Here is a 24,400-nt window from a genome sequence, read left to right on the forward strand (position 1 = left end):
TCTTACCAAACGGGAACATCAACATTGTTTGATGTTTCTGCGATAATCGCCTTAATCTCATCAGTGTGATAAGCTTTGACTAATTTGTTAATCAAGTCAGCTTTGTCAGATTTAGTCCAATCTTTTTGACCAGCTAGGATGTTAATCCATTGCTTGGCTGCCTCGTCACTTGCTTGCTCCTTATAGAGAGAGGTGGCGTAATCAACACCAGCAGGAACAGCATAGCTGTTGTTGATAACAGCTGCGTCAACAGATGGGAGGGCTGGTGCGGTTTGGCTGGCATCAACTTCTTTGATGGATAATTTCTTAGGATTGTCCTTGATATTGGCGATAGTCGCTGACTCAGTTCCAGACACATCGAGTTTGATTAAGCCTGCTGCTTCAAGCACGTAGAGGGCACGACTTTCGTTGGTTGGGTCGTTTGGTACAGCAATCGTCGCACCATCTGGGAGTTCGCTGACTGATTTGTACTTGGCTTTGCCATCTGCGGTACCAGAGAAGAGGTTAATCGGGCTGATATAGGTTTCAGCGATGACTTCAAGTTCTTCCTTGTTTTCAGTGTTCCAGTTATCCAAGAAGTTGTAGTGTTGGAAAGCGTTGATGTCGACCTCGCCATCAGCCAAAGCCTTGTTTGGCTGGGAATAATCGGTAAACTCCTTGTATTTTAAGGTGATGCCATCCGCTTGGAGCGCCTTTTCAATGGCTTCCCAACGGGCAACATCAGAGTCTGATTTTGACATCACACCAACGGTCAAGACTTTTTCAGCCTCTTTATCGGTTGCTGAGTTTTCTGACTTAGCACCACAAGCCGCCAATAAGGTAGCAGCAGCCAAGCTTAATCCTGCAAATTTAATCGCTTTTTTCATGTTTGTTTCCTCTTTCTTTTCAAAACTGTATCTAGTATGCCATAAAACAGAAGACTTGACAAATTGTTAAATTTTAGGACTGGTTATAGTTTTAAACTATAACGGATTACTAAAAAGTCCCTGCACTATCTCGGCAACAGGGACATAAATCTTACTTGATATCAGCAGCCTCTGGCAGGTAGCTTCCTCCAAGGAACTCTTGTGAGAGTTTTTCAAGGGTGCCATCTTCGTAAAGTTCTTTGATACGCTTGTTCGCAAAGGCTTGAAGTTCAGTTTCTTCCTTACCAAAGAGGAAGTAGACATAAGGTTTTTGTGCAGTGTCAAGGTCAAGTTCAAGAATTTCAATGTTATTCAGACCTTGCTCTTCAACAATCGTCTTCACAGACTGTGTTTCAAAAATTTTGTAGTCATACTTGCCGTTATCCAAGTTTAAGAGGATTGGGGCGATATTTTCTTTGGTAAACTCAATTGTCGTTTGCTTATCTGGGTTGGCTTCATTATATTTTTGAAGCATATCAGCAGTCGCAGTTCCTTGCACGACTTGTGTTGATTTTCCTGCGATGTCTGCATAGCTCTTGATGCCTGAGTTTTTGTTGACTGCCAAAATCAGCGGGTTAGTAGCAATTGGTGCAGAGTAAAGGTATTTTTCTGCCCGCTCATCGCTGTAACTGATGTTATTGGCACCGATTTGGTAGCGGTCTGAGTCTAGACCAGCGAAGATAGATGACCATTCTGTTTTTTGGTATGTCACGTCATAGTCACTGCCTTCAAAAACAGCTTTTGCAACTTCGATGTCATAGCCAGTCAATTCGCCATCTTTCTCAAAAGAGAATGGTTTGGTTGTGCCGACAGTTGCCAAAGTCACCGTTTTTTTGTTGGCAGCAGAACTCGCTGGTGTTGTGTCGGCTGATTTTGTGCCACAAGCAACCAAAAGCAAGCCTGATGCCAAGGCAAGCATTCCCGCTTTAAAGATTGATTTAATGTTCATAATTGTCCTCCATTTCTATTGTCCTAGTCTATCACGAACTAGGGACTTTGCCTAGTAGAGATATTTTATAGGTGTGATAGACAAAATCTATCACACCTCTTTTTTATAGCGGTGCCAATAGCTGAGCAGGACAATCGGAAAGACCAGGCACCAGATGCTGATGGCAAAACCAGACCAGTTAGCCAGGCTGAGGCTGACCAATAAACAGCTCACCACATCGCAGACAAAAAGACCTAGCGACAGCTTTTTACAACCGTTAGCCAAAGCAAATAAGGACAATTGCAACACACCATTGCCACACCAAATGACCGTACCCAAACCATAGCCTGGAGAGGAAAACGCGTAAAAGATACCCAAGGCAAGGTAAAGCAAAGCTGACCCCAGTTCCCATTTTCCCTTCATAACAAGTCCCTCCTAGCTCAATTTTTGATAAGATTTTCTAGCCTTTCTAAAGAAGATTAAACTCAACACCAAACTAGTGACAGGAAGGAGAAATCGAGGGCTAAAATAAACCCAGATCAAAACCAAACCTGTCCCGTCTCCACTCATCGGCAAACTCGGCGTCCCAAAGTGGAAGATGATAAAGCTAGTCGCCAGCAGAATGACTGCTGAGATAAAGTAGGTCACAAAACACATAATGTCTTTGAACATGACAAACACCTCCTTAGCCTCATTTTACCAAAAAAATAAAGAAAACGCTAACAAAATCGGTTGTGAATTGAAAAAAACCAGCACCAGGGCTGGTTTGAACACCTTAGTAGAGACGGTGCAGGTCACCATCTACAAAGCCATAGGCCAGGGCCTGATAGTCGGTCAGGTGATGCATAAACTGACATTGAGCCAGATAGTCAGATAAAGCCTGACCAACCTGGGTCTCAATGACAGACCAGTCAGCTGCTTCCTTCCAGTAAAAGGCCTGGTCACGATTGTTCCAAACCTCTTCACAGGGCCAATCTTGACCATCGTCAACTGAACCTTATTTCCAGTTTTTTGCTACTTTAACAGCTTTAAGAACAAAAATAAGGGCTAGAAAAAGACTAAGTAAAGGTAGAGCATAGTTGGGTAACTGGTGCAACCACATCAAGCCCCTAACCCCTGATGCCTCATCAAAGGTCGCCAAAGGCGGACTCAATTGAAATAATAGCAAACTCGTCGCCAACAAAATGACACTAGATAAGCTATAAGTCACAAATAACATACCTTGTTTGAGCATGACAACCACCTCTTTTTAATTGACTTTTTCTCTTAATCATTATACAATAAAATTGTAGAGAACGCTACCAAAAAATCTGTTTAGAAAGGAAAGTTTTTATGAAATTTATCAAAAGTTTAGTCGCAATCATCAGTCTCGGTATTGCTTTATTTGCTAGTCCTATTGTCAATGCTAATACAATTCCAAACACAGACTTTGAAATTGTCTCCAGTACAAAATTGTTTAACAAAAGCGAAAATGCCCTCTATGAGTTTCCTAACCAAGCTAGTCGCAATTTCTTCATTGAGCAACAGAAGAAATCAAGCATTAGTTTAAGGTATTACAACCCAACCGAGCAACGAACCGTTCAGATTCGTCAGTACACCCGAACCGTCAATTCTCAACACATGACAACAACGGTATACGGAGGGCCTCATGGAGGAACTGTAAGTATCGGGTCAACCCTCGGAGCTAGTGTGGAAGGTGTTAGTGCAGGACTTAGTCATGGAGCAAGTTATCCAGTACCAGCATGGAAAAATGCTAACATTGTCCTGCAAGTAAACATTACCTATACCGAATATCAAATTCAACGTCGATATACCGGTGGTCCTTGGATGCCACAAGGAAACTATACAGTAAAAAAATATAATTGGTCCCGTTACTCACCTGTTTACTGGTAAGTAACAACCGTTGGTAGCGTTCTATAGTATTTTTATTTCCAATCATCGTAAAGAAGGTGGGACAGAAGTCCAAACTCCAATATTAAAAACGAACAAAGAAGGATTTCTGAGAACCAGAACCTCTCTTTGTTCGTCTTTTTGCTTTTGTTGTTTTAACAGGAGGAATGGTATGTGATTTCGAAAACTCAAAATCTTTTTGTCCTGACCTCTTCTTTAGTTCCCCAAATAATCCAATAACATTAAAGCACTCTCAACATAGTAGGTCACCGCTGTTGGCAGCATGTCGTCACTGAGGATAAATTGGTCGCTGTGGAGGTCTGGGGCGTCAGGATCACCGTTTGAACCGATAAAGGCAAAGACCCCTGGTATCTCTTCCTGATAGGCGGCAAAGTCTTCTCCAATGGACATGGGGTCCACCTCCATAACCGGTGCAAAAGCGCTGCTATTTTCCATCAAAAGTGGCGTCAAGACCTCGTCGTTGTAGGTCACGCTAGGGGTTTGGGCCCAGTCGATGTGGGCGGTGGCCCCGAACTGGGCAGCCGTGGTCTCGACGATGGTGGTGAAGCGTTCCCTCAGGTGGGCCTTGAGGGCAGGGGTGAAGGTCCGAATGGTGCCCTCGAAAAAGCCCTCCTTGGGCAGGACGTTCCAGGTCGAGCCGACGCTGATGTGGGTGACGGACAGGACCGCCTGGTCAAAGGCAGACACCGTGCGAGACACGATGGTTTGGAGGTTGTTGACCATGCTGGTGATGGTCAGAACCGCGTCCACACCCATCTCAGGCTTGGCCGCATGGCTGCTGTCACCCGTCACGGTCACCCGAAACTTCTCCACGCCCGCCATGATGGCCTTGGACCGCAGGCCGATGGTCCCGACCGGCAACTGGGGCATGTTGTGGTAGCCGATGATGGCGGACACCCCGTCCAGACCGCCCGCCGCAATCACGCTGTAGGCCCCCTTGGACACCTCCTCGGCCGGTTGAAAGATCAGCCGCACCGTACCCTTGAGGTCCTTTTCGTTTTGGTGCAATAGCTGAGCTGCTCCCAAGAGGCTGGTCATGTGCATGTCGTGCCCGCAGGCATGCATAGCCTGGTTCTGGCTAGCATAGGGCAGAGCAGTCTTTTCGACAATGGGCAGGGCATCAATATCAGCTCGTAGGGCAATAATCGGCAAGCCCTGACCAATCTCAGCCACCAGGCCAGTTTTCAAGGGTAGGTCCAGAATACGAATACCCAGCTGGGTCAGCTGGTCTCTCAAGAAAGCCGTGGTGGCAATCTCCTCCTCAGACACCTCAGGGTGCTGGTGGAGGTAGTGGCGGATTTGGGTCAGTTTGGTGTAAAAATCAGTCATCATAAGCCTTTCTGGGAAGCATGTTCTTACTACTATCCTATCATTTTTTCAGCCGTTTGGTACCCAAAAACCTGCCCCTTTTCAGAGGCAGGTGTGATTGTTAAAGACTAGTCAAGACTTGTTCAATATGGGCAAGGGCTTTTTCTTTACCTAGCAAGTAGATGGTGTCGGGTAGTTCTGGACCGTGCATCTGTCCAGACACAGCGATACGAATGGGCATAAAGAGGTTTTTACCTTTGACGCCAGTGTCTTTCTGCACTGCTTTGACCTGAGCGGAGATGGTTTCTGGTGTAAAGTCTGCGTCTGCTAGCTCTGCTATTTTTTCCTTGAAGCTAGCTAGAACCGTCGGAACGGTCTCGCCTGCCATAAAGGCAGCTTCTGCCTCACCGAGAGCTGGGAAGTCCGTAAAGAAGAGGTTCGTCAGCGCGACAATCTCATCCGCTGAACTCAACTGTGGCTTATAGAGTGCGATGAGTTTATCGCTCTTGTCTGTCAAGCGACCTGCTGCTTCCAGGTAGGGTGTGCAGAGGGCAACGATGGTCTCAAGGTCTGCCGCCTTAATGTACTCCCCACTCATCCAATCCATTTTCTTCTGGTCAAAGGCCGCAGGTGACTTGCTCAGGCGGTTCTCATCAAAGAGCTTGATAAAGTCCTCACGACTGAAGATTTCCTCCTCACCGCCGGGGTTCCAGCCCAAGAGAGCGATGAAGTTAAAGACTGCCTCTGGCAAATAGCCTTTCTTGCGGTAGTCTTCGATGAACTGCAGGGTATTGGTGTCCCGTTTGGACAGTTTTTTACCCGTTTCAGAGTTGATGATGAGGGTCATGTGACCGAACTCGGGCGCTTCCCAACCCAGAGCCTCGTAAACCATGAGCTGCTTAGGGGTGTTGGCGATGTGGTCGTCTCCACGGATAACGTGGGAAATCTCCATGAGATGGTCGTCAATTACCACCGCAAAGTTGTAGGTCGGGTAGCCGTCAGCCTTCTGGATGACCCAGTCGCCACCTACATTGCTCCCCTCGATAGCAATATCACCCTTGACCATGTCCGTCCACTTGTAAATACCTGCTTCATTGACCGCTAGACGCACAGTTGGCACGATACCAGCTGCTTCACGCTCCGCTACATAGGATGCTTTTTCCTCATCAGACATGCCTAGATACTCGTTGATGTAGCGCGGTGTCTCGCCAGCTTGTTCTTGCCGTTCCCGCTCTGCTTCCAGCTCTTCCTTGGTCACATAGGACTTGTAGGCCAATCCCTTTGCTAGGAGCTCATCGACGTATTGTTGGTAAATCGCCAAGCGCTCAGACTGTCTGTACTGGTCATGAGTTTCTGGGCTTTCGTCCCAGTCAATCCCCAGCCACCGCAAATTTTCCAGCTGAGAACGCTCACCATCTTCCACATGGCGCTCACGGTCGGTGTCCTCGATACGGATGATAAAGGTACCGTCGTGGTGACGAGCGTAAAGGTAGTTAAATAGAGCTGTACGGGCATTGCCGATATGAAGCAAACCCGTTGGACTTGGTGCATAGCGCACACGAATTGGTTTGGACATAGGTGTCTCCTAACTGTACATTTGTCAATACCTTCCATTATAGCATATTTTAGAGAAAAGAAGTAATGAATTGTCGTTTTTTACGATGAGTTAGGTGTGTAGACCCAATTAGTGAGCAAGAACCCCATCGTCTGAGGCTTGGACTGTGAGAAGACTTGTGCTATAATAGTCAGCATGAGAGTTGTTGCGGGACGATTTGGGGGCAGGCCCCTCAAGACTTTGGCTGGTCAGACGACTAGACCGACGACAGATAAGGTAAAAGGCGCCCTATTTAATATGATTGGTCCTTATTTTGAAGGGGGTCGGGTCTTGGATTTGTATGCCGGTAGTGGCAGTTTGGGCATCGAGGCGATTTCGCGCGGTATGGACGATGCTGTGCTGGTTGAGAGAGACCGCGGAGCGCAAGCCATTATCCAAAAAAATATCGCTATGACAAAAGAGCCTGAGCGGTTTACGCTGCTGAAAATGCCAGCCAAGCAGGCGATGAAGCAACTTGAAGGGCGCTTTGATCTCGTCTTGCTTGATCCGCCTTATGCCACGGAGCAGATTGAGGCAGACATCACCTCCTTAGAGGAAGTTGGTCTTTTGGCTGATGGGGTGCTTTTGGTCTGTGAGACTGATCGATCGGTGGAGTTGCCAGAGGAGATTAGCCAGTTTGGCATTTGGAAGCAAAAAATCTATGGAATCAGTAAGGTAACGGTCTATGTCAGGTAAAGTCGGTTTATTTACAGGGTCCTTTGACCCCATGACCTTGGGACATCGTGATGTGATTGAGCGAGCCAGTCAGCTCTTCGATCAGCTCTACGTTGGTCTCTTTTACAATCAAGATAAGGTTGGTTTTTTACCAATTGACCAGCGATTAACCATGCTAGAGCAGGCAGTGGCTGATTTGCCCAATGTCAAGGTGATTACCAGCCAAAATCAGCTGGCTGTCGAGGTAGCAAGGCAGTACGGTGTGACCCATTTGGTACGAGGCTTGCGCGATGCGACAGATTTTGCTTATGAGGAAAATCTGAGTGTTTTTAATCACCAATTGGCACCAGAACTAGAGACTGTTTTTTTGCTGAGTCGACCGGAGCATCGTCATCTATCATCGAGTCGAGTGCGCGAGCTCATTCATTTTAAGCAGGACATTAGCCGCTACGTTCCTGCCAACATCATCACAGAAATGGAGAAAAACAATGGCAAAACTAAAAAAGCATAAGTGGTGGTTAGTTCCTGCACTAGCCTTAATCGCTCTATTTTATGCAGTCTTTGTCCCTATCGGTGGTTATTATTTGGAAATGCCTGGCGGTGCTTACGATATTCGGACCGTTCTGACGGTTAATGACCAAGAAGACACCGATGATGGGTCCTATAATTTTGTTGCGGTAACAGTCAGTCGTGCGACAGTCGCTCAGATGCTTTACGCTTGGTTGACCCCATTTACAGATGTCAGCACTGAAGAAGAAGCTACTGGCGGACAAAGCCAGGAAGATTTTTGGCGGATTAGCCAGTTTTACATGGAAACGTCTCAAAATGAAGCCATCCACCAAGCCCTGAAACTAGCAGGTAAAGATGTTACTATTTCTTATAAAGGGGTCTATGTCTTGGATGTCAATGAGGACTCGACGTTTAAGGATATCCTGCATCTGGCAGATACTGTGACTGGCATCAACGGTAAAACCTTCAACTCTTCAAAAGAATTGATTGACTACGTCGGTAGCCAAGCCTTAGGTGATAAAGTCACTGTTCAGTACACCAGTCAAGGAGAAAACTTGTCTGCCGAAGGCAAGATTATCAAGCTTAAAAACGGGAAAAATGGGATTGGTATTGGTTTAGTTGACCATACGGAAGTGTCAACGGATGTGCCTATTGACTTTGCGACAGCAGGCGTCGGTGGTCCAAGTGCAGGTTTAATGTTTACACTAGACATCTACGACCAGCTGATTGATGAGGACCTCCGTAAGGGACGTGTGATTGCTGGAACTGGTACCATCGAACCAGACGGAACAGTTGGTATGGTTGGCGGGGTTGATAAAAAAGTAGCATCAGCCCATAAAATCGGTGCAAAAATTTTCTTTGTCTCTGCCAAGGAACTGACGGCTGAAGAAAAACAAGCAGCTCCAAACCTAAAGAGTAATTACGAAGACGCTCTTTCAGCCGCCAAAGAACTGGGGACAGATATGACCATCGTCCCTGTCAAGACAGTACAAGATGCGATTGCCTACCTCAAGAAGAATTGATTTAAAAGGTTGAACAGGTTGGAACAAGAGTTCTAGCCTGTTTCGTTTTGGTCAATTCTAGCACTTCAAGTCTAGCTAGAGTAGCTCTCCCAAGGTCTCCTATCTTTTGCTCTGCTATTTTTCTAAAAAATGATATAATGGTAGAAAAGAATAGGAAAGTGTCGCGATGAGAAAAGATATTACCCCCGAAATGTATAACTATAACAAATATCCTGGACCGGTTTTTGTTAGCTTTGACAATCAAGTCAAAAGTGATGATGTGGTCTTTACGATTGTGAAGAGCACGAGCGAAACCTTTGATGCGGAGAGTTTCACCCAGCGTTTTTCTGAGATTTTGCTCAAGTACGATTACATTGTTGGGGATTGGGGAAATGAGCAATTACGGTTGCGCGGTTTTTACCGTGAGGACAACCCTAAACAGACCATGACCGCTATCAGCCGTTTAGACGACTATTTAAAAGAATACTGCAACTTTGGTTGCGCTTATTTTATTTTAGAAAATAAGGAACCAAGGCAGGTTGTGTTTGAAGAGGAGCAACAGCCAAATCGTCGTCGGCGACCACGTCACCGCAGATCAGGCATTGATAGGCGGTTTGAGGAGCGTTCAGAGCAGGCAAAGCCAGCTTTTCAAAAAAAATTACGTCAGACCTCTGCAAGCACCTCGTCAGCTAGACCAGAAAAAGCAGCCGTTCAGCAGAAAGGCTTCAATATTCGGCAAAAAGGAGAGCGCGGATGACCTGTCGTCGACTGATTCAGGGGGCGACACTGGCTTATGCTATTTTTGTTGCGGTGATTTGTTTCATGCCCCAACCTAACTTTGGCTTGGAGGAGACCCCGGGGATTCAACACTTTGGCCGCGTTGTTGTTTTACTTCGCCCCTTCAACACCCTTTGGGGCTGGCAAGCGATAAACAGTTTTAGGCAGCTGGTCTGGGTTATCTGCCAAAACGTGATGAATATTTTTCTCCTCTATCCGCTGGTTCTTGGTTTGCTTCATCTTTTTCCGAGCTTGCGCTCAATGGCTCGCGCTATTAAACTAGCTTTTTACCTGAGTTTGAGCATTGAGCTGACACAGATTGTTTTGGATCTTCTCATTGATGCCAATCGGGTGTTTGAATTTGATGACCTTTGGACAAATACGTTGGGTGGTTTGCTTGCCTACCTGACCTATCGCCATGTCACTAGCAAACACATTAACATAGACTAACCACTTGTTTGCTCTTTTTCAGACAAACAGGCCATGTTCAACAGAAAAAACGTTTTCCTTAGTCCTTGTCAACTAGACCTGGTGCAGAAAACGTGGTATAATAGCCTATCATCCTCAGCACCGCTATGGTGCTGATTTGTTTGTTACTGCTCCTCTTTTGGGCTAACTCATGACAGGAGAGCGGGCTGTTTAGCTCTGCGATGGCCTTTAGGAGAAAGAAAGGAGAATTCATGAAAATTGTACGTGATTTATGGTGGTTTTTTAAGTTAGAAAAACGCCGTTACTTGACAGGGATTGTGGCGCTTAGTCTGGTATCTGTCTTAAACCTAGTGCCTCCTATGATGATGGGGCGCGTGATTGACAGTATTGCTAACAAACAACTGACCCCTCAGCAACTGCTATGGAGCCTGTTGTGGCTCCTTTTAGCGGCACTTGGGATGTATGTACTTCGCTATATTTGGCGGATGTATATTTTAGGGACTTCTAGCCGTTTAGGGCAACTGATTAGGTCGCGCCTGTTTGAGCACTTTACCAAAATGTCGCCATCCTTTTACCAGACCTATCGGACAGGTGATTTGATGGCTCACGCGACCAATGATATCAACGCCTTGACACGTTTGGCTGGTGGTGGGGTCATGTCGGCAGTGGATGCCTCGATAACAGCTTTGGTGACCCTGTTGACCATGTTTGTGACCATTTCTTGGCAGATGACGCTTGTCGCTATCATTCCGTTACCTTTTATGGCGATGACGACCAGTTTCCTCGGACGACGTACCCATACCAGTTTCCAAGCCTCTCAAGCTGCTTTTTCTGACCTAAATAATAAGGTTCAAGAGAGCGTGTCAGGGATCAAGGTGACCAAATCATTTGGTTATCAGGCTCAAGAGCTGGCTAGCTTTCAAGAGACTAACCAGATGACCTACCAAAAAAACATGAAAACCATGTTCTATGATGCCATGTGGGATCCGGTTGTTTTGCTTTTTGTGGGGAGTTCCTATGTTTTGATCCTCCTTGTTGGTTCAATCTTTGTCCGTTCTGGGCAGGTGAGTGTCGGTCAATTGGTGGCCTTTATCACTTATCTGGATATGCTGGTCTGGCCACTGATGGCTGTTGGTTTCCTGTTTAACATGATTCAGCGTGGGTCAGTTTCTTATGACCGTATCAATAGCCTACTATCCGAGCGTTCAGCAGTTGTAGAAGCGACTGATCCTTTACCTGCTATTGAAAATGGTCGTCTGGACTATGCGGTGGATTATTTTGCTTATGATAACGAGGAAACGTTGCGTGATATCCACTTTAGTTTAGAAAAAGGGCAGACGCTGGGACTGGTTGGTCAAACTGGCTCAGGTAAAACCAGTTTAATAAAATTGCTGTTACGAGAGTATGATGTCACAGACGGTGAGATTCGTCTAAACGGTCATAACATCAAGGCTTACCGCTTGTCTGATTTGCGCTCTCTGATGGGTTATGTGCCACAAGACCAAGTGCTCTTTGCGATGTCTATTGAGGACAATGTCCGTTTTGGCAATCCGAGCCTATCCCAAGAACAGGTGGAACAGGCAACTAAAATGTCCCATGTTTATGATGATGTGATGGGTATGCCTGATGGGTTCCAAACCATCATTGGAGAACGTGGCGTGTCCTTATCTGGCGGTCAAAAGCAACGTTTAGCCATGAGTCGTGCCATGATTTTGACACCTGATATTTTGATTTTAGATGATTCTCTATCAGCTGTTGACGCTAAGACGGAGCATGCCATTATTGATAACCTCAAGCAAACGCGTCAAGGGCAGACGACGATCATCACTGCTCATCGCTTGTCAGCAGTTGTCCACGCGGATCTGATTTTAGTGATGCAAGATGGTCGCATCATTGAGCGGGGTCGTCACGATGAGCTGGTTGCAGCAGGAGGTTGGTATGCGACAACTTATGCTAGCCAACAGCTGGAGATGGGAGATTAAGCTCATCGGTTGAGCAGCAGCCTTGCTCTTATAGGATCTGATTCACTGGCATAACGAGGATCACCTGTAAACGTTATAGACTGGCTTACGGTTCTGGCTGCCCTAGTTTAGCCGTGATGGGAGCGCTCGTTTGCTGTGCTCTATGGTAAGTCAGTGAAGCTTTTAGCTCGTTAGTAACCTATAGACCGAACCGAGTATTTTTTAGAGACGGCACTCATTTGGTTTTGGGTTGCCTTGACCGCGCTCGTCTCTTGCTTGTTATGATGTTTTGAAAGGAGTAGTCAATGCCCAAACAAGCTCAATTATGGTCGACCTTTCGTCGGCTGATGACCTACTTGACCCCTTATGGTCTACTAACCACTTTTTCCCTAGCTCTGCTATTGGCCACAACGGTGGTAAAAAGTCTTATCCCCCTTGTGGCTAGTCGATTTATTGATGGCTATATCGCTGGTCAGACGACAGACGGGCTGAGCCTTTTGATTGGCTATTATGGCCTTTATATGGCGCAGAGTTTGCTGCAGTATTTTGGTAACTTTTTCTTTGCCAAGGTGTCTTATGGTGTGGTGCGTGATATTCGGCGAGATGCGTTTGCGACCATGGAAAAATTGGGAATGTCGTATTTTGATAAAACCCCGGCTGGGTTTATTGTGTCGCGAATTACCAACGATACGGAGAGCATCAGCGAGATGTTTTCAGGTATTTTGGCAAGTTTTGTTTCGGCGGTATTTATTTTTACAGTGACCTTGTACACCATGTTGACCTTGGACGTCAAGCTCACTGGACTGGTTGCCCTCTTTTTGCCCTTGATTTTTATCTTGGTTAATCTTTACCGCAAGAAGTCGACTGCAGTGATTGCTAAAACGCGGAGTTTACTCAGTGATATCAATAGCAAACTGGCAGAAAGTATTGAGGGTATCCGCATTATTCAAGCCTTTAGTCAGGAAGCACGTCTTCAGAATGAGTTTGATGCGATCAATCAGGAACATCTCACCTACGTCAATCGGTCATTAGCCTTGGATAGTTTGTTTTTACGCCCTGCCATGTCCCTCTTAAAACTCCTTGCTTATGCGGTGTTGATGGCCTATTTTGGCTTTAACTGGCAAAAACTTGGGATTTCTGCAGGTTTTATGTATGCCTTTATCCAATACATTAACCGTCTCTTTGATCCGTTAATCGAAGTAACGCAGAACTTTTCAACCCTGCAAACCTCTATGGTTTCTGCTGGTCGTGTCTTCAGCCTCATTGATCAGGAGGTGTTTGAGCCCGCTCAGCTGGGGGAAGTTGAGGACATCCAGTCAGGTGATATTGTATTTGAAGACGTTTCTTTTAGCTATGATGGAAAGAACCAGATTTTGGATAAGGTATCCTTTCGGGTCAATAAAGGTGAAACGATTGCATTTGTTGGGGCGACAGGATCAGGCAAGTCCTCTATCATCAATGTTCTCATGCGTTTTTATGAGTTTCAATCAGGGCGTGTGTTGATTGATGGCACCGATATTCGGCAGTACAGTCAGGAGGCTTTACGTCGGAACATCGGTTTGGTTCTCCAAGACCCTTTTCTCTATCATGGGACAATTTCGTCTAATATCAGGATGTATCAGGAAATCAGCGATGATGAGGTTCGGGCTGCAGCAGAGTTTGTCGATGCTGACCAGTTTATCAGTAAATTGCCAGCAGGCTATAGTGAACCTGTCACTGAGCGTGGAGCAACCTTTTCAACAGGTCAACGCCAGCTGTTAGCTTTTGCTAGGACTGTTGCCAGCCAACCTAAGATTTTAATTCTCGATGAGGCAACTGCCAATATTGACTCCGAGACGGAGCAAATCGTTCAAAATTCTCTTGCTAAGATGTGTCAAGGACGGACAACAATCGCTATTGCCCATCGCCTATCAACGATTCAAGACGCTAATTGCATCTATGTCTTGGATAAAGGTCGAATCATCGAGAGTGGGGACCATAAGACCTTGCTAGCTCTAAAGGGAACCTACCATAAGATGTATCAACTCCAAGCTGGCATGATGGAAAAATAGCAAGGACTAAGTTATTCTTAACTATCCCTGTTATTGTCGAGTTAAAAATTTGCCGAAAAGACTGAAAATAACCTGCTTAGGGTAGGTTCAGACTATAGCTCAAGCTCTTAGAATCTCATTTCTAAGGGCTTGAGCTAGTTTAAGTGTATAAAATGCTCAAAACCGATAGAAACGACAACCGTAAAAGATTTCTGATTTGTCTTAAACCGTCAAAATGCCTGCTTATCAATCATCAGGACGCTATAAATTTCGCAGATATAGAAAAAGACAATCCACTGTTTGAGGATTGTCTTTCAGTTGAAATGTCCAAAGGAACGCCTTATTTTGATGCCCTTATGCCATTTTAAGGTACTCGATTTTTAAGCACCTGTTCATGACAATGGCATCGCGACCAGCCTGACGCAGGAGCTTTTCTGCGTCTTCACTTTCGAGTCCGAGCTGTGCCCAATAGATGTCAGCGTCAGTTTCGAGGAAATCTCTAGCAACATCTGCCAGAAATTCGCTGCGACGAAAGATATTGACCATGTCGATATGGACAGGCACGTCTTGCAGTCTAGCATAGACTGTCTCACCGAGGATTTTTTCCCCAGCAAGCTTTGGATTGACTGGAATGATGGTAAAACCAGCCTCCTGCACGAGTTGACTAACGCGGTAAGCAGCTGTCTCTGTGCGGTCAGATAACCCAACCACCGAGATGGTCTTGGTTCTTCTGATATAATCGAATATCACCTCTTGAGGTGGGTTTTGGAAGGTGTAGGTCATGTGTGTTCTCCTTTATTGTTCAACAACTTTAAAAAATTCTGTGACAACTAAACCTGTCTCTGAAAAGTCCAGTCCGACAGTTGGCAGATGCCGTTGCCAGAAGTCACCGAAAATCCGTTGCCAGTCAGCAACCGTGCCATCACCCTCTGCATTGCACCGCGCTGTCTCTTCTGAGATCGCATTAAACGGTTCGATGATGACCTTTACCGTTTCAAGCAGGACTTCCTGAGTGGGGTGTTCAGGATTGTCTAACATAATGGATCGGTCACCTGGTTGATCCAGCTCATCTGGTGAGGCGTATTCCGCATACCAGGAGCTGGTGGCGGTCTTTGTGCCTCTGACTGTTAAATCGTATAATTCTTTATATTCAGTAGGATGTGCCCAGACCTCTAGGTCTGGGTATTTAGCATGTAAATCACCATATTTGGCCATGTTTGTGCTCCTTTAGTTTCTATGGCTGTGTTACTTCGCCTCGTACCAGTTTTCTCCTGAACTGCTTTCAGCGATGAGGGGCACAGATAACTCGATGGCAGACTGCATGGTCTCGGTGACCAGTTGGCTAACAGCATCCAGCTCTGCTATTGGCACCTCAAGGACAATCTCGTCGTGCACCTGAAGGAGCATACGTGCCTGATAGCCGCCAGCGGTCAGGGTCTTATCTAGGTTAATCATGGCAACCTTGAGAATGTCTGCAGCAGACCCCTGAATCGGTGAGTTGATGGCCGTGCGCTCGGCGAAACTCCGGACGTTGAAGTTGCGCGAGTGAATATCTGGCAGCTCGCGACGGCGGTGAAAGAGGGTCTCCACATAGCCCTGTTCCTTGGCTTGAGCAACCATCTCGTCCATGTAACGCTTGATACCAGGGAAACGCTCAAAATAGGTATCAATGTAGTCCTTGGCGGCCTTTCTGGTGATACCTAAGTTATTAGCCAAGCCAAAATCCGAAATCCCATAGACCACGCCGAAGTTGACGGCCTTGGCATCGCGACGATGGTTTGCCGTCACATTTTCAGGCTTGTCAATGCCAAAGACCCGCATGGCTGTTGAGGTATGAATGTCTGCGCCTTGCTTGAAGGCCTCAATCAGATGCTCGTCTTGGGAAATGTGAGCCAGCACGCGCAACTCAATCTGAGAATAGTCAGAGGCCAAGAGCACCTGCCCCTCACTTGGCTTAAAGGCTTTACGAATCAACCTGCCCTGTTCCAGACGAACAGGGATATTTTGCAGGTTGGGGTCGGTTGACGACAAACGCCCTGTCTGGGTTAAATCCTGCACATAACGGGTATGGATTTTGCCATCTGACATGATGTAGTCTTGAAGCCCGATAACGTAGGTTGACTGGAGCTTGCTAATCTGGCGGTACTCGAGGATTTTCGCCACAATTGGCGCTTCAGGCGCCAGCTTTTCCAAGACATCAACGGCAGTGGAATAGCCGGTCTTGGTCTTCTTAGTCGCCCAAGTCGGCAAGCCCAAGGTCTCAAAGAGGAGCGTGCCCAGCTGCTTAGGTGAGTTGATGTTAAACTCCTGCCCTGCTAGGTCGTAAATCTCCTGCGTCAGCTGGTCAATCACCACTTGGTTGTCCACTTGCATGGCCTCCAGCACCTCACGCTCCACATGGATGCCGGCGATTTCCATTTTAGCTAGCACATCCGCTAGCGGTAGCTCCATGTCCATGTAGAGGGCAGTCTGCCCCTGCTCCTCTAGCTTGGTGCGTAGCACTTCTTCGGTGCTAACTAACACTTGGAGTTTTTTGGCTAAATGGCTGAGCAGGACAGGGCGTTCAGGCAGGGCGCGCTTGACCCCCTTGCCATAGACCTCGAGGTCGTCCGACAGTGGAAAGTCACCGTAGAGCTTAGCAATGGTTGAGATGTCATTGTTCTCAACAGTTGACAGCAGGTAGCTGGCTAAACGGCTATCAAAACGAGCTGCTGCCATGTCCACGCCTAGACCAGCCAGCAGCACCTTGACCCGTTTGGCATCATAGGTCTTGACGGGTCGTCTGAGGAAGTCCCTAAACAGATCTGACTGCAAGAGGCTAGTATCTGTGGAGACATAGAGCTGGTCTTGATTGCCAAAAGCAAGTCCGACAATCGGCTCGACATGGTAGTTGTCTCCTAAGATCTCCAGATGGAGAAACATGTCCTCTGTCAGCATCTCCTCTGATAGTTCAGTCACCTCGGTGTAGGTCACCTCAACCACTTCACGAGACCTGCCAGTGTCGTCTAGCTCGGCCAGTCCAGCCTTGAACTGGCGGAAGCCCATTTCATCGTAAAAACGGCTGAGGTGGTCAAGGTCAGGCTGTTTCAGTTTAATGTCCGAAAGTCCGATGGTCAGAGGAGCGTTGGTGTTGATGGTGGCTAGCCGTTTAGAGAGAAAGGCCTGGTCGCGGTCGTTGACGAGGTTGTCCTTCATCTTGCTGGGCTTCATCTGGTCGATGTTGGCATAAATCCCGTCTAGGTTGCCGTGTTCGAGGAGGAGTTTGATGCCTGTTTTTTCACCGATTTTAGTGACACCAGGGATGTTATCGGATTTGTCCCCCATGAGGGCTTTGAGATCGACGAACTGCTCAGGCGTTAGCCCCATTTTTTCCAGCAGGTAGGCTGGGGTGAAGGCTTCAAACTCGGCGACCCCTTTTTTAGAAATTTCAACGGTGGTATTGGCATCTGTCAGCTGAATCAAGTCCTTATCCCCGCTGACAATGGTGATGGTAAAGTCCTGACTGTCCTGCTCTGCCATTGTCGCCAAAGTCCCGATAATATCATCCGCCTCATAATCTGCCAGCTCGTAGTAGGCGATGCCGCGTGCCGTCAGGAGCTCCCGCAGGTAGGGAAACTGCTCACGGAACTCGTCTGGGGTCTTGGCACGACCAGCCTTGTAGTCGGCGTAGAACGCTGTCCGAAAGGTGGTTTTGCCAGCATCAAAAGCTACCAAGACATGGGTCGGCTGGAGGCGAGTCAGCAGGCTGTCCAGCATGAGGTGGAAACCGTAGATGGCATTGGTGTGAAGACCGTTGGCATTTTTGAAGCGATCAATCTGGTTATAGAGGGCAAAAAAGGCCCTGAAAGCGACGGAAGAGCCGTCGATTAAAAGTAGTTTGTTCATACTGCTATTGTACCACAAACTGGTCAGCTCTGCTATTGGGCGATTACCCAAAACCATAGGAAAAGTTGACAAATGATAGGGGGTGTGTTATGATTTTGTTAAGAAAAGACGAGGGAAATAGGACTTATGACAGTAGAAAAAACCGTCAGTGAGCTGGCAGAGATTTTGGGTGTTAGCCGCCAAGCCATCAACAATCGGATTAAGACCTTGGCGGAAGAGGACATCGAGAAAAATGATAAGGGCGTGACGGTCGTGAAACGGTCAGGCTTGATTAAGCTGGAGGAAATCTACAAAAAGACCATTTTTGAGGATGAGCCGATTAGTGAAGAAGCCAAGCATCGTGAGTTTTTTGAGATTTTGGTGGATGAGAAAAACACGGAAATTACGCGGCTCTACGAGCAACTCAAGGCCAAGGATGCCCAGATGGCGGCTTTGAGTGAGCAACTCAAGGTCAAAGATGTGCAGATCGCAGAAAAAGACAAGCAGATTGACCAGCAACAACAGTTGACCCTAACGGCGCTCAAGGAGCGTGATACGCTAAAATTGGAACTTGATCAGGTCAAGACTGAAGCGGAGAAAAAAGATGAGGTCATCGAGGCAGAGGACGTTCTTGTTGAACCTGTCAATAAAGGATTTTTCGCTCGTTTATTTGGGAAATAAAAAAGAAGAGCAGGGCAACCCGCTCTTTTCTCACCATTAGAAAGGGTAATCATGGAACAGTTAGAGACTTACATTGCTTTTGATTTGGAATTTATCGAACGCAAGGACGGTCACTACGATCTCTTGCAAGTGTCAGCAGTGAAATTTGTTGATGGTCAGGAACAGGCTCATTTTGATAGCTATGTGCACACTGACCAGCCTCTCAAGAGCTTTATCAATGGGCTGACAGGCATCACCAGTGATAAGATTCAGACCGCACCGCCTGCTGAACAGGTGGTGGCTGACTTTGCTGCGTTTGTTAGCGACACTGCACTTATTGGCTACAATGCTTACAAGAGTGACCTGCCGATTTTGCAGACTTATGGTTTAGATGTGACAGGACAGTATGTGGTCGACGTCTATGACGAGGCTTTTGAGCGCCGTAGCACGGTTCTCAATGGGATTGCCCGCTTGAGTTTGCAAAGTGTAGCTGACTTCCTCAAAATTAAGGGGCGGGGTCATAATAGTCTAGAAGACGCCCGCATGACTGCCAAAATCTATGAGCAGTTCAAAGAGTTCGACGATAATCGCCTTTTGCTAGACAAGCAAGAAACAATCAGCAATAACCCCTTTGTCGGTTTGGGACTGGCAGAGCTCTTTGAGGACTAGGCATGATGTGGCTTGCTACCCTATTAAACTAGCCCTTGCAGGTCAAGGACAACTATTGTGGCTATGGGCTCTTGGTGCTAGGAGCTGAAGAAGGGCTGTTACCCCACAACCAAGTCTTTCACACAGTATATCCGTCGGACCAAACCTTGATTGGTCTTGATACTTTTAGCGGTCTGTTTGCCCTGTGCGAGGGTCAGCAGACGGTTCATTATTTTGCTCCCGATACCCTAGTCTGGGAGTGACCTACCCACATTTTTTGACATGGGCCCAGAGTGACCGTGTGCCCCTCTTTTATGAGTCTTTTTGGTTTGCTGGGGCGGAGCCAATGGCAGAGCAGGTTAAGGATGGTCTTGTCATCTCAACCTACCCTCCGCTCTGGTCTACTACCTACAGCGCTGATACCGCGATTAGAAAACATGTCCCTTTCCGAGAACTCTTAACTCTCAGTGCGGAGTGGGCCTGTGCCTTCAGTCAGCAGTAAATCAGATAAATGAAGACGCCTTTTCCGAAAAGAAAGGCGTCTTCATTTACTTAAAAAGGCAGTTTACCAGCAAAGGCACCGAGTGTTTTCTTGGTGGCTTCATCAATCTGGTTAAGTGCATCGTTGATGGCCTGAGCAGTCATGTCGGACAGGGTCTCGATATCCTCTGGGTCAACAATAACAGGGCTGAATTCCAAATTAACCAGCTGTTTATCCCCTGTAAAGGTCGCTGTTACTAAGTCCTGAGCAGACTTACCAATAAAGGTTGTACCAGCCAGCTCAGCCTGTTTAGCTTCCATTTGTTTTTGCATCTTTTGTGCTTGTTTCATGATATTTTGCATATTCATCATGTTGGGTGTCCTCTTTCTATATCACTGTTTTAACAATTATACCACATTAAGCGTCAATAGGCAGATAAAGTTTAGACTGACTCAAATCGACCGTTAACTGATAGTCGCTGTTGTCTCGAACGGTGTGCTCAAAGTCGGTCGTATAGAGCAGGAGCCGAAGCGTATCACCCTCAGTTAAACGGAAGATGGTCGGTTGTAAATCAAAGGTCAGGCTAATCCAATCGTCCGCAGGCAGGTCGCTCACGGTCAGAATCCCATCTCGGTTCTGTAGGTTGAGCACGCCCTTAGTGATTATCCGCTGTTCCGTCTCCACCCATGGCAACTCACGAACAGGCTCGCGCTGAAAGTTTTGTCCATTGTCGATAGTGGCAGCACCCAGTGGCACGGGGGTATCCGTGTGGCGTTTGACTTTTCCTTGGTGCAATAGCTGAGCAGACAGGAGCCCACGGTTTTCTGACGATTTGAGGGTCAGATGAAGCTGGGCTTGACCGTTGATGAGCACAGCTTGAGTGACTGGCAAGTCGATGCAGATGGCGTTAGCCTTGTCTGCAAAAAGATCGGCTTTGAAGGTCTTGAAGTCCTTGTCGTAGCGCTCAAAGGTCTCTTGCTCATACTGGTTCTGGATGGTTTGCTCACCTTGACCAAGATCAAAACGGATGGTCTTGTCTTGACCAAATTGGTCAAGGGTCTGCCAAGTCTGCTCTGCGGCGTTGTCCTGCCAGATGACGGCTGGGAGATGATAACCGTTGTTCTGTTTGAGCAGTTTTTGGGTCAGGAGGGCATTGATGCTCTCACGAAAATCGATGGACTGCCAGTTGTTGAGGTAGACGTGTTGTCCTTGATGCAGGACGACGTGCTTGTCCACAGTGTCCGGTAGGGCATTTAGAATGTTATAGACCTGACGCGGTTTGACATTCCAGTCTTGGAGGCCGTGGGTGTAGACCACTGTCGCCTTGACCTTGTGAGCATGAGGGAGGTAGTTGCGATTTTCCCAGAACTGGTTGTAGTTGCCTGTCTCGCGGTCAAGCGCTTGAGCTTGTTCTTCGAGACGTTTGTCATATACCGCTCGGCTATGAACAAAATCTCCTGCCAAGAGGCTTCGGGAGTAAGTTAAGGCGGTTAAGCTGTCTAAGTCTTCGCCCGGATAACCACCTGGGCTGCACACCAAGCCGTTCTCACGGTAATACTCGTACCAAGAGCTGATGCCGGCTTCAGCGATGATGACCTTGAGCCCGTCAACGCCCGTCGTGGCAAGTCCTGTAGACATGGTACCCAGATAGGAAATCCCCGTCGTTGTGACCTCACCTGTCGCCCAAGTCGCTAGCACCTGCTGTTCACGTTTTTGGTTGGTGTAGGCGATGGCACGACCATTTAGCCAGTCAATAACACTCTTGTAGGAGCTGATGAGCTGGTAGTCGCCAGAGGTCATAAAGCCTGTCGAACCTGCTGTGCCGATACCAGACACGTAGATGTTGGCAAAGCCTCGAGCCAGCATGTAGTCGTTGAGGGTGTAGCTGCCGATGTGAGCAAAGGTTTCTGTCGCAGGACTTTCAGGCAGGATGCTGGTTTGTTCAGATGGGAAAGTCGGTTCATGTGGGTCAACGGCAATCGTACCTGCTTCTTTGACCGTCAGACTGCCTGTCATCTTGTAGAGTTTCTTGTCGCTGGCTGGACCGTTGATGCCTTGGTGATAGGGGCTGGCGGTCATCATGGTTGGCAGTTGGTGAGATGTTTTGGGACGGATGATGTTAACCTTGACGAGATCAGTCTCCCCATCACCGTCTGTATCTAGCTGGCTATCCACATAGACCACCTCACGCACCAAATTATTGGTATCAAAGGTCGCAAGGCTTTTGCCGTTGAAGAAATGGTAGTCATTATCCAGTGGCAGTAAGCCCTGGCTAACCAGATGGTCAATCAAGGTCAAACCAGTCTTCATCCGTGTTGCCAACAACTGGTGGAGTTTCGCCAGCAAATTGCCCTCAGAAAAGGCAATCGGAAAGGTGAGTTTGTCAATAAATGCCGTCCAGTCAGTAAAATCCACCCCAGGCACAAATCCTAAGAGCTGGAGAGCGACCGTGTAGAAGACCTCTTCGGTCAGGGGACGTTCCGACTGAAGGAAGGTCAAGAGGTCGGTCTCCTGATCGGCCGCTAAGAGGCTGATAGGGTAATCGGTATCCGGGTAGTGAAAGAATGTCGCGCGGACAAAGGTGTCTAGGTTGTCCTTGCCTGTTTTTGTTGCAGATAGGGTAAAGCCGAGCTGGGTAAAATCCGCCAGCTGGTTATTTTCATTGACAGGGATGTAACTAAATTGATTGTAACGCATGGAAACTCCTTTTGTTTTCTAATCACCTCTTGTTAATGAGCGACATGTTGAGCCCACATCAGCAGGCTTGCACTTTCTAATGAGGTGATTGCAGTTGAAATACCTCTATTATACCGCAACTTGTCTCATCTGTCGAAATAGTTGTCAAAATCGCCTAATTAGTCTAAAATAAGTCTATGAAAAAAAATGAAAACATGGCCTTACTTGCCCCCTATATTCGGGTTAACAATCGCCAGCGGAATCTGGATTTTTATGAGCACATTCTTGGTTTGCGAGTGCTTCATGAGGAAAATGCCTTTGCTTTTTTAGGCGGACATGCGGCGAGAGAGACGCGACTGACTTTGGAAGAATCGCCATCTTATCGAACGCGAGCAGTCAATGGACCTAAAAAGCTGCACACCTTGGTGCTTAAGGCTGATACGGCAGAAATAGCAGAGCTATTAGCACGAAAAATACCTGTGGAGAGGGTGTATAAGGGTCAAACAGGCTATGCCTTCTCTGCCCTGTCCCCAGAAGGGGACCGTCTGCTATTGCATGGAGAAGATGATGTCACAACCCTTGAGCCAGTTCCTTACCCAGACCTTTTGGCTGACTCTGGCTTCAACGGTTTATCGGATGTCATCGTAGACCGTCTGGTATTGAATGTCCCTGACAGGTCGGTTTCTCTCTCGTTTTATGACTGTCTGCCCTTGTCTGTCGAGCTGAACGAAGCACAGGGGGCTGACTTGCAGGCTGATAACGACCAGACCTGGGACATCAGCATGGTAGAATGTTCCGTTGATAAGACTGTCGACCTTGCTTCTTTTGCAGTCATTTGCAAAGACTTGGGACTAGAGACGACGCTCAATAAAAAGGAAACCGCGCTCATTGTGACGGATCCAAGTCGGCTGGACTGGTGGTTTGTCAAATGATGCAGGCAATTATTGATAAAATCAACCAACAGCGGTCAGAACATCTCTATCTGGGGGCTAGCTTGGCTATTTTCCAAAAAGGGCGATGGCAGGAGTGGTACATCGGTGAGGTAGCCCCTGAGGCTCCTGTTGAGGCTGGCTTAGTCTATGACCTCGCTAGTGTGTCCAAGGTAGTCGGTGTGGGGACGGTAATTATCCAGCTGTTGGCAGATGGGACACTAGAGCTTGATCAACCACTTAAAAGTTATTACCCTGAAGTAGCAGACGAGACGGTTACGATCAGGCAGCTCCTGACTCACACCTCAGGTATTGACCCTTATATCCCAAACCGCGAACGACTGAGCGCAAGGGAGTTACGGGCAGCCATCAACCACATTACCGTCACCACGGATAAGCGTTTCTTGTACACGGACATCAACTTCTTGTTGTTAGGTTTTATGCTAGAAGACTTGTTTGGAAAAAGTTTAGCTGAGTTGTTTCAGGAGCGGGTGTTTCGACCTCTTGGGATGGCAGAAACCAGCTTTGGCCCTCGTTTAGGGGCTGTTGTGACGGTCAATGGCAGAGCAGATGGACTGGTTCATGACCCTAAAGCTCAGGTTTTGGGTGTTCATGCAGGATCAGCTGGTCTTTTTTCGACAGTGACCGATTTAGAGCGCTTTTGCGAGCATTACTTGATCGCAGATTTTGGAGTGGACTTATTAACCAACTATGGCAGTTCAGATAAACCGCGCTCTCTGGGCTGGAATCTTGACGGTGACTGGCTTGACCATACGGGCTACACTGGTCCCTTTATCATGATCAATCGACGACGTCAGCAAGCGGTGATTTTCCTGACCAATCGGACTTATGCCTATGATGATCGTCCTTTATGGATCGCTAAACGCCGAGAACTGCGTGATCTTATCAAGCAAAGGCTCAGTTGATAGCAGTTAGATGAGCTGGGAATACTCTGATTTACAAGAAAAGTAAGGAAAAGACCAAGAATTGTACTGACCCCCAAAAGTTGGACAAGAAATATTATTGAAAGGATTTAATTCTGTATTGCACAGGACTAAGTCCTTTTAATTTTGTTTTGATTCGTTTGTTATTGTAGTAAAAAATATAATCGCT

General features: G+C 47.2%; 27 protein-coding genes. 14 read left to right on the forward strand and 13 right to left on the reverse strand.

Going from position 1 to position 24,400, the window contains the following annotated elements:
• Positions 1-2 precede the first annotated feature (2 nt).
• From ACERC5_RS06590 to ACERC5_RS06610, 5 genes are all read right to left on the reverse strand, one after another.
• On the reverse strand, positions 3-866 hold the full coding sequence (locus ACERC5_RS06590; protein WP_373659194.1) for a MetQ/NlpA family ABC transporter substrate-binding protein: 864 nt from the start codon (positions 864-866) through the stop codon (positions 3-5).
• A 151-nt stretch (positions 867-1,017) separates the two neighbouring features.
• Entirely contained in the window at positions 1,018-1,854 is an 837-nt protein-coding gene (locus tag ACERC5_RS06595) for an amino acid ABC transporter substrate-binding protein (RefSeq protein WP_373659195.1), read from the reverse strand.
• 90 nt (positions 1,855-1,944) lie between these two features.
• Positions 1,945-2,256, reverse strand: a complete 312-nt coding sequence (locus ACERC5_RS06600; protein WP_373659196.1) for a hypothetical protein — start codon at positions 2,254-2,256, stop codon at positions 1,945-1,947.
• A gap of 12 nt (positions 2,257-2,268) precedes the next feature.
• Entirely contained in the window at positions 2,269-2,505 is a 237-nt protein-coding gene (locus tag ACERC5_RS06605) for a hypothetical protein (RefSeq protein WP_373659197.1), read from the reverse strand.
• Positions 2,506-2,830: 325 nt separating this feature from the next.
• Positions 2,831-3,067 carry a hypothetical protein gene (locus ACERC5_RS06610; protein WP_373659198.1) on the reverse strand — a complete coding sequence of 79 codons (237 nt, stop codon included), beginning with the start codon at positions 3,065-3,067 and terminating at the stop codon, positions 2,831-2,833.
• 98 nt (positions 3,068-3,165) lie between these two features.
• On the opposite strand from ACERC5_RS06610, the gene ACERC5_RS06615 reads away from it, so the two are divergent.
• Positions 3,166-3,726, forward strand: a complete 561-nt coding sequence (locus ACERC5_RS06615) for a hypothetical protein (RefSeq protein WP_373659199.1) — start codon at positions 3,166-3,168, stop codon at positions 3,724-3,726.
• Between the two features lie 213 nt (positions 3,727-3,939).
• Here the strand turns inward: ACERC5_RS06615 and ACERC5_RS06620 are convergent, their stop codons facing one another.
• Positions 3,940-5,076 carry an amidohydrolase gene (locus ACERC5_RS06620; protein ID WP_373659200.1) on the reverse strand — a complete coding sequence of 379 codons (1,137 nt, stop codon included), beginning with the start codon at positions 5,074-5,076 and terminating at the stop codon, positions 3,940-3,942.
• 97 nt (positions 5,077-5,173) lie between these two features.
• Positions 5,174-6,628, reverse strand: a complete 1,455-nt coding sequence (gene gltX / locus ACERC5_RS06625) for a glutamate--tRNA ligase (RefSeq protein WP_373660461.1) — start codon at positions 6,626-6,628, stop codon at positions 5,174-5,176.
• Positions 6,629-6,793: 165 nt separating this feature from the next.
• Here gltX and rsmD point away from each other — a divergent pair, with 165 nt between their 5' ends.
• The 7 genes from rsmD to ACERC5_RS06660 all read left to right on the forward strand — a co-directional run bounded on the left by rsmD (position 6,794) and on the right by ACERC5_RS06660 (position 14,050).
• A complete protein-coding gene (gene rsmD / locus ACERC5_RS06630) occupies positions 6,794-7,342 on the forward strand; it encodes a 16S rRNA (guanine(966)-N(2))-methyltransferase RsmD (protein WP_373660475.1) in 549 nt (182 codons plus the stop codon).
• Positions 7,332-7,832: a pantetheine-phosphate adenylyltransferase gene (coaD, locus tag ACERC5_RS06635; RefSeq protein WP_373660462.1), complete on the forward strand. Its 501-nt coding sequence runs from the start codon at positions 7,332-7,334 to the stop codon at positions 7,830-7,832. Before rsmD ends, coaD begins: the two co-directional genes overlap by 11 nt.
• Positions 7,810-8,853: a SepM family pheromone-processing serine protease gene (locus ACERC5_RS06640; RefSeq protein WP_373659205.1), complete on the forward strand. Its 1,044-nt coding sequence runs from the start codon at positions 7,810-7,812 to the stop codon at positions 8,851-8,853. The genes coaD and ACERC5_RS06640 overlap by 23 nt, the downstream gene beginning before the upstream one ends.
• Positions 8,854-9,019: 166 nt before the next feature.
• Positions 9,020-9,589: a YutD family protein gene (locus ACERC5_RS06645; protein ID WP_373660463.1), complete on the forward strand. Its 570-nt coding sequence runs from the start codon at positions 9,020-9,022 to the stop codon at positions 9,587-9,589.
• Positions 9,586-10,059, forward strand: a complete 474-nt coding sequence (locus tag ACERC5_RS06650) for a VanZ family protein (protein ID WP_373660464.1) — start codon at positions 9,586-9,588, stop codon at positions 10,057-10,059. The genes ACERC5_RS06645 and ACERC5_RS06650 overlap by 4 nt, the downstream gene beginning before the upstream one ends.
• 230 nt (positions 10,060-10,289) lie before the next feature.
• The gene (locus ACERC5_RS06655; protein WP_373659208.1) at positions 10,290-12,020 is read left to right on the forward strand and encodes an ABC transporter ATP-binding protein; all 1,731 of its coding nucleotides are present in this window, start codon (positions 10,290-10,292) and stop codon (positions 12,018-12,020) included.
• Between the two features lie 284 nt (positions 12,021-12,304).
• Complete coding sequence (locus tag ACERC5_RS06660) at positions 12,305-14,050, forward strand: ABC transporter ATP-binding protein (RefSeq protein WP_373660465.1); 1,746 nt, start codon at positions 12,305-12,307, stop codon at positions 14,048-14,050.
• Between the two features lie 333 nt (positions 14,051-14,383).
• Here ACERC5_RS06660 and ACERC5_RS06665 read toward each other — a convergent pair whose 3' ends face one another.
• From ACERC5_RS06665 to polA, 3 genes are read right to left on the reverse strand one after another with little or no spacing between them, the layout of a single operon-like run.
• Positions 14,384-14,812, reverse strand: coding sequence for a CoA-binding protein (locus ACERC5_RS06665; RefSeq protein WP_373660466.1), 429 nt, complete (start codon positions 14,810-14,812; stop codon positions 14,384-14,386).
• A gap of 12 nt (positions 14,813-14,824) precedes the next feature.
• The gene (locus ACERC5_RS06670) at positions 14,825-15,244 is read right to left on the reverse strand and encodes an ASCH domain-containing protein (RefSeq protein WP_373660467.1); all 420 of its coding nucleotides are present in this window, start codon (positions 15,242-15,244) and stop codon (positions 14,825-14,827) included.
• A 30-nt stretch (positions 15,245-15,274) separates the two neighbouring features.
• Positions 15,275-17,914, reverse strand: a complete 2,640-nt coding sequence (gene polA, locus ACERC5_RS06675) for a DNA polymerase I (protein WP_373660468.1) — start codon at positions 17,912-17,914, stop codon at positions 15,275-15,277.
• Positions 17,915-18,040: 126 nt separating this feature from the next.
• On the opposite strand from polA, the gene ACERC5_RS06680 reads away from it, so the two are divergent.
• Genes ACERC5_RS06680 through ACERC5_RS06695 form a run of 4 tightly spaced genes read left to right on the forward strand, consistent with a single transcriptional unit; the run spans position 18,041 to position 19,703 of the window.
• A complete protein-coding gene (locus tag ACERC5_RS06680; RefSeq protein WP_018367566.1) occupies positions 18,041-18,574 on the forward strand; it encodes a DUF536 domain-containing protein in 534 nt (177 codons plus the stop codon).
• A gap of 51 nt (positions 18,575-18,625) precedes the next feature.
• A complete protein-coding gene (locus ACERC5_RS06685; RefSeq protein WP_373660469.1) occupies positions 18,626-19,222 on the forward strand; it encodes a 3'-5' exonuclease in 597 nt (198 codons plus the stop codon).
• A 35-nt stretch (positions 19,223-19,257) separates the two neighbouring features.
• Entirely contained in the window at positions 19,258-19,464 is a 207-nt protein-coding gene (locus ACERC5_RS06690; RefSeq protein WP_373660470.1) for a hypothetical protein, read from the forward strand.
• Entirely contained in the window at positions 19,461-19,703 is a 243-nt protein-coding gene (locus ACERC5_RS06695) for a DUF2625 family protein (protein ID WP_373660471.1), read from the forward strand. The genes ACERC5_RS06690 and ACERC5_RS06695 overlap by 4 nt, the downstream gene beginning before the upstream one ends.
• A 50-nt stretch (positions 19,704-19,753) precedes the next feature.
• Here ACERC5_RS06695 and ACERC5_RS06700 read toward each other — a convergent pair whose 3' ends face one another.
• Together ACERC5_RS06700 and ACERC5_RS06705 are read right to left on the reverse strand one after the other, a co-directional pair.
• Positions 19,754-20,053: a YbaB/EbfC family nucleoid-associated protein gene (locus tag ACERC5_RS06700; RefSeq protein WP_373660472.1), complete on the reverse strand. Its 300-nt coding sequence runs from the start codon at positions 20,051-20,053 to the stop codon at positions 19,754-19,756.
• Between the two features lie 46 nt (positions 20,054-20,099).
• On the reverse strand, positions 20,100-22,379 hold the full coding sequence (locus tag ACERC5_RS06705) for a Xaa-Pro dipeptidyl-peptidase (RefSeq protein WP_373660473.1): 2,280 nt from the start codon (positions 22,377-22,379) through the stop codon (positions 20,100-20,102).
• A 176-nt stretch (positions 22,380-22,555) separates the two neighbouring features.
• Here ACERC5_RS06705 and ACERC5_RS06710 point away from each other — a divergent pair, with 176 nt between their 5' ends.
• Together ACERC5_RS06710 and ACERC5_RS06715 are read left to right on the forward strand one after the other, a co-directional pair.
• A complete protein-coding gene (locus ACERC5_RS06710) occupies positions 22,556-23,290 on the forward strand; it encodes a CppA N-terminal domain-containing protein (protein ID WP_373659455.1) in 735 nt (244 codons plus the stop codon).
• A complete protein-coding gene (locus ACERC5_RS06715; RefSeq protein ID WP_373660474.1) occupies positions 23,287-24,213 on the forward strand; it encodes a serine hydrolase domain-containing protein in 927 nt (308 codons plus the stop codon). Before ACERC5_RS06710 ends, ACERC5_RS06715 begins: the two co-directional genes overlap by 4 nt.
• 94 nt (positions 24,214-24,307) lie before the next feature.
• Here ACERC5_RS06715 and ACERC5_RS06720 read toward each other — a convergent pair.
• Positions 24,308-24,400 (reverse strand): IS3 family transposase (locus ACERC5_RS06720; RefSeq protein ID WP_373660139.1); only part of this gene is annotated, 93 nt, incomplete at its 5' end.

Origin of the sequence: Streptococcus sp. E24BD (assembly GCF_041807825.1) — a bacterium.
Lineage (GTDB): Bacteria > Bacillota > Bacilli > Lactobacillales > Streptococcaceae > Streptococcus > Streptococcus entericus.

Bases quoted from the DNA above. Each gene is read 5' to 3' on its own strand.
- ACERC5_RS06590 (WP_373659194.1), bottom strand. From the start codon at position 866: ATGAAAAAAGCGATTAAATTTGCAGGATTAAGCTTGGCTGCTGCTACC.
- ACERC5_RS06595 (WP_373659195.1), bottom strand. From the start codon at position 1,854: ATGAACATTAAATCAATCTTTAAAGCGGGAATGCTTGCCTTGGCATCA.
- ACERC5_RS06600 (WP_373659196.1), bottom strand. From the start codon at position 2,256: ATGAAGGGAAAATGGGAACTGGGGTCAGCTTTGCTTTACCTTGCCTTG.
- ACERC5_RS06605 (WP_373659197.1), bottom strand. From the start codon at position 2,505: ATGTTCAAAGACATTATGTGTTTTGTGACCTACTTTATCTCAGCAGTC.
- ACERC5_RS06610 (WP_373659198.1), bottom strand. From the start codon at position 3,067: ATGCTCAAACAAGGTATGTTATTTGTGACTTATAGCTTATCTAGTGTC.
- ACERC5_RS06615 (WP_373659199.1), top strand. From the start codon at position 3,166: ATGAAATTTATCAAAAGTTTAGTCGCAATCATCAGTCTCGGTATTGCT.
- ACERC5_RS06620 (WP_373659200.1), bottom strand. From the start codon at position 5,076: ATGATGACTGATTTTTACACCAAACTGACCCAAATCCGCCACTACCTC.
- gltX (WP_373660461.1), bottom strand. From the start codon at position 6,628: ATGTCCAAACCAATTCGTGTGCGCTATGCACCAAGTCCAACGGGTTTG.
- coaD (WP_373660462.1), top strand. From the start codon at position 7,332: ATGTCAGGTAAAGTCGGTTTATTTACAGGGTCCTTTGACCCCATGACC.
- ACERC5_RS06640 (WP_373659205.1), top strand. From the start codon at position 7,810: ATGGCAAAACTAAAAAAGCATAAGTGGTGGTTAGTTCCTGCACTAGCC.
- ACERC5_RS06645 (WP_373660463.1), top strand. From the start codon at position 9,020: ATGAGAAAAGATATTACCCCCGAAATGTATAACTATAACAAATATCCT.
- ACERC5_RS06650 (WP_373660464.1), top strand. From the start codon at position 9,586: ATGACCTGTCGTCGACTGATTCAGGGGGCGACACTGGCTTATGCTATT.
- ACERC5_RS06655 (WP_373659208.1), top strand. From the start codon at position 10,290: ATGAAAATTGTACGTGATTTATGGTGGTTTTTTAAGTTAGAAAAACGC.
- ACERC5_RS06660 (WP_373660465.1), top strand. From the start codon at position 12,305: ATGCCCAAACAAGCTCAATTATGGTCGACCTTTCGTCGGCTGATGACC.
- ACERC5_RS06665 (WP_373660466.1), bottom strand. From the start codon at position 14,812: ATGACCTACACCTTCCAAAACCCACCTCAAGAGGTGATATTCGATTAT.
- ACERC5_RS06670 (WP_373660467.1), bottom strand. From the start codon at position 15,244: ATGGCCAAATATGGTGATTTACATGCTAAATACCCAGACCTAGAGGTC.
- polA (WP_373660468.1), bottom strand. From the start codon at position 17,914: ATGAACAAACTACTTTTAATCGACGGCTCTTCCGTCGCTTTCAGGGCC.
- ACERC5_RS06680 (WP_018367566.1), top strand. From the start codon at position 18,041: ATGACAGTAGAAAAAACCGTCAGTGAGCTGGCAGAGATTTTGGGTGTT.
- ACERC5_RS06685 (WP_373660469.1), top strand. From the start codon at position 18,626: ATGGAACAGTTAGAGACTTACATTGCTTTTGATTTGGAATTTATCGAA.
- ACERC5_RS06700 (WP_373660472.1), bottom strand. From the start codon at position 20,053: ATGATGAATATGCAAAATATCATGAAACAAGCACAAAAGATGCAAAAA.
- ACERC5_RS06705 (WP_373660473.1), bottom strand. From the start codon at position 22,379: ATGCGTTACAATCAATTTAGTTACATCCCTGTCAATGAAAATAACCAG.
- ACERC5_RS06710 (WP_373659455.1), top strand. From the start codon at position 22,556: ATGAAAAAAAATGAAAACATGGCCTTACTTGCCCCCTATATTCGGGTT.
- ACERC5_RS06715 (WP_373660474.1), top strand. From the start codon at position 23,287: ATGATGCAGGCAATTATTGATAAAATCAACCAACAGCGGTCAGAACAT.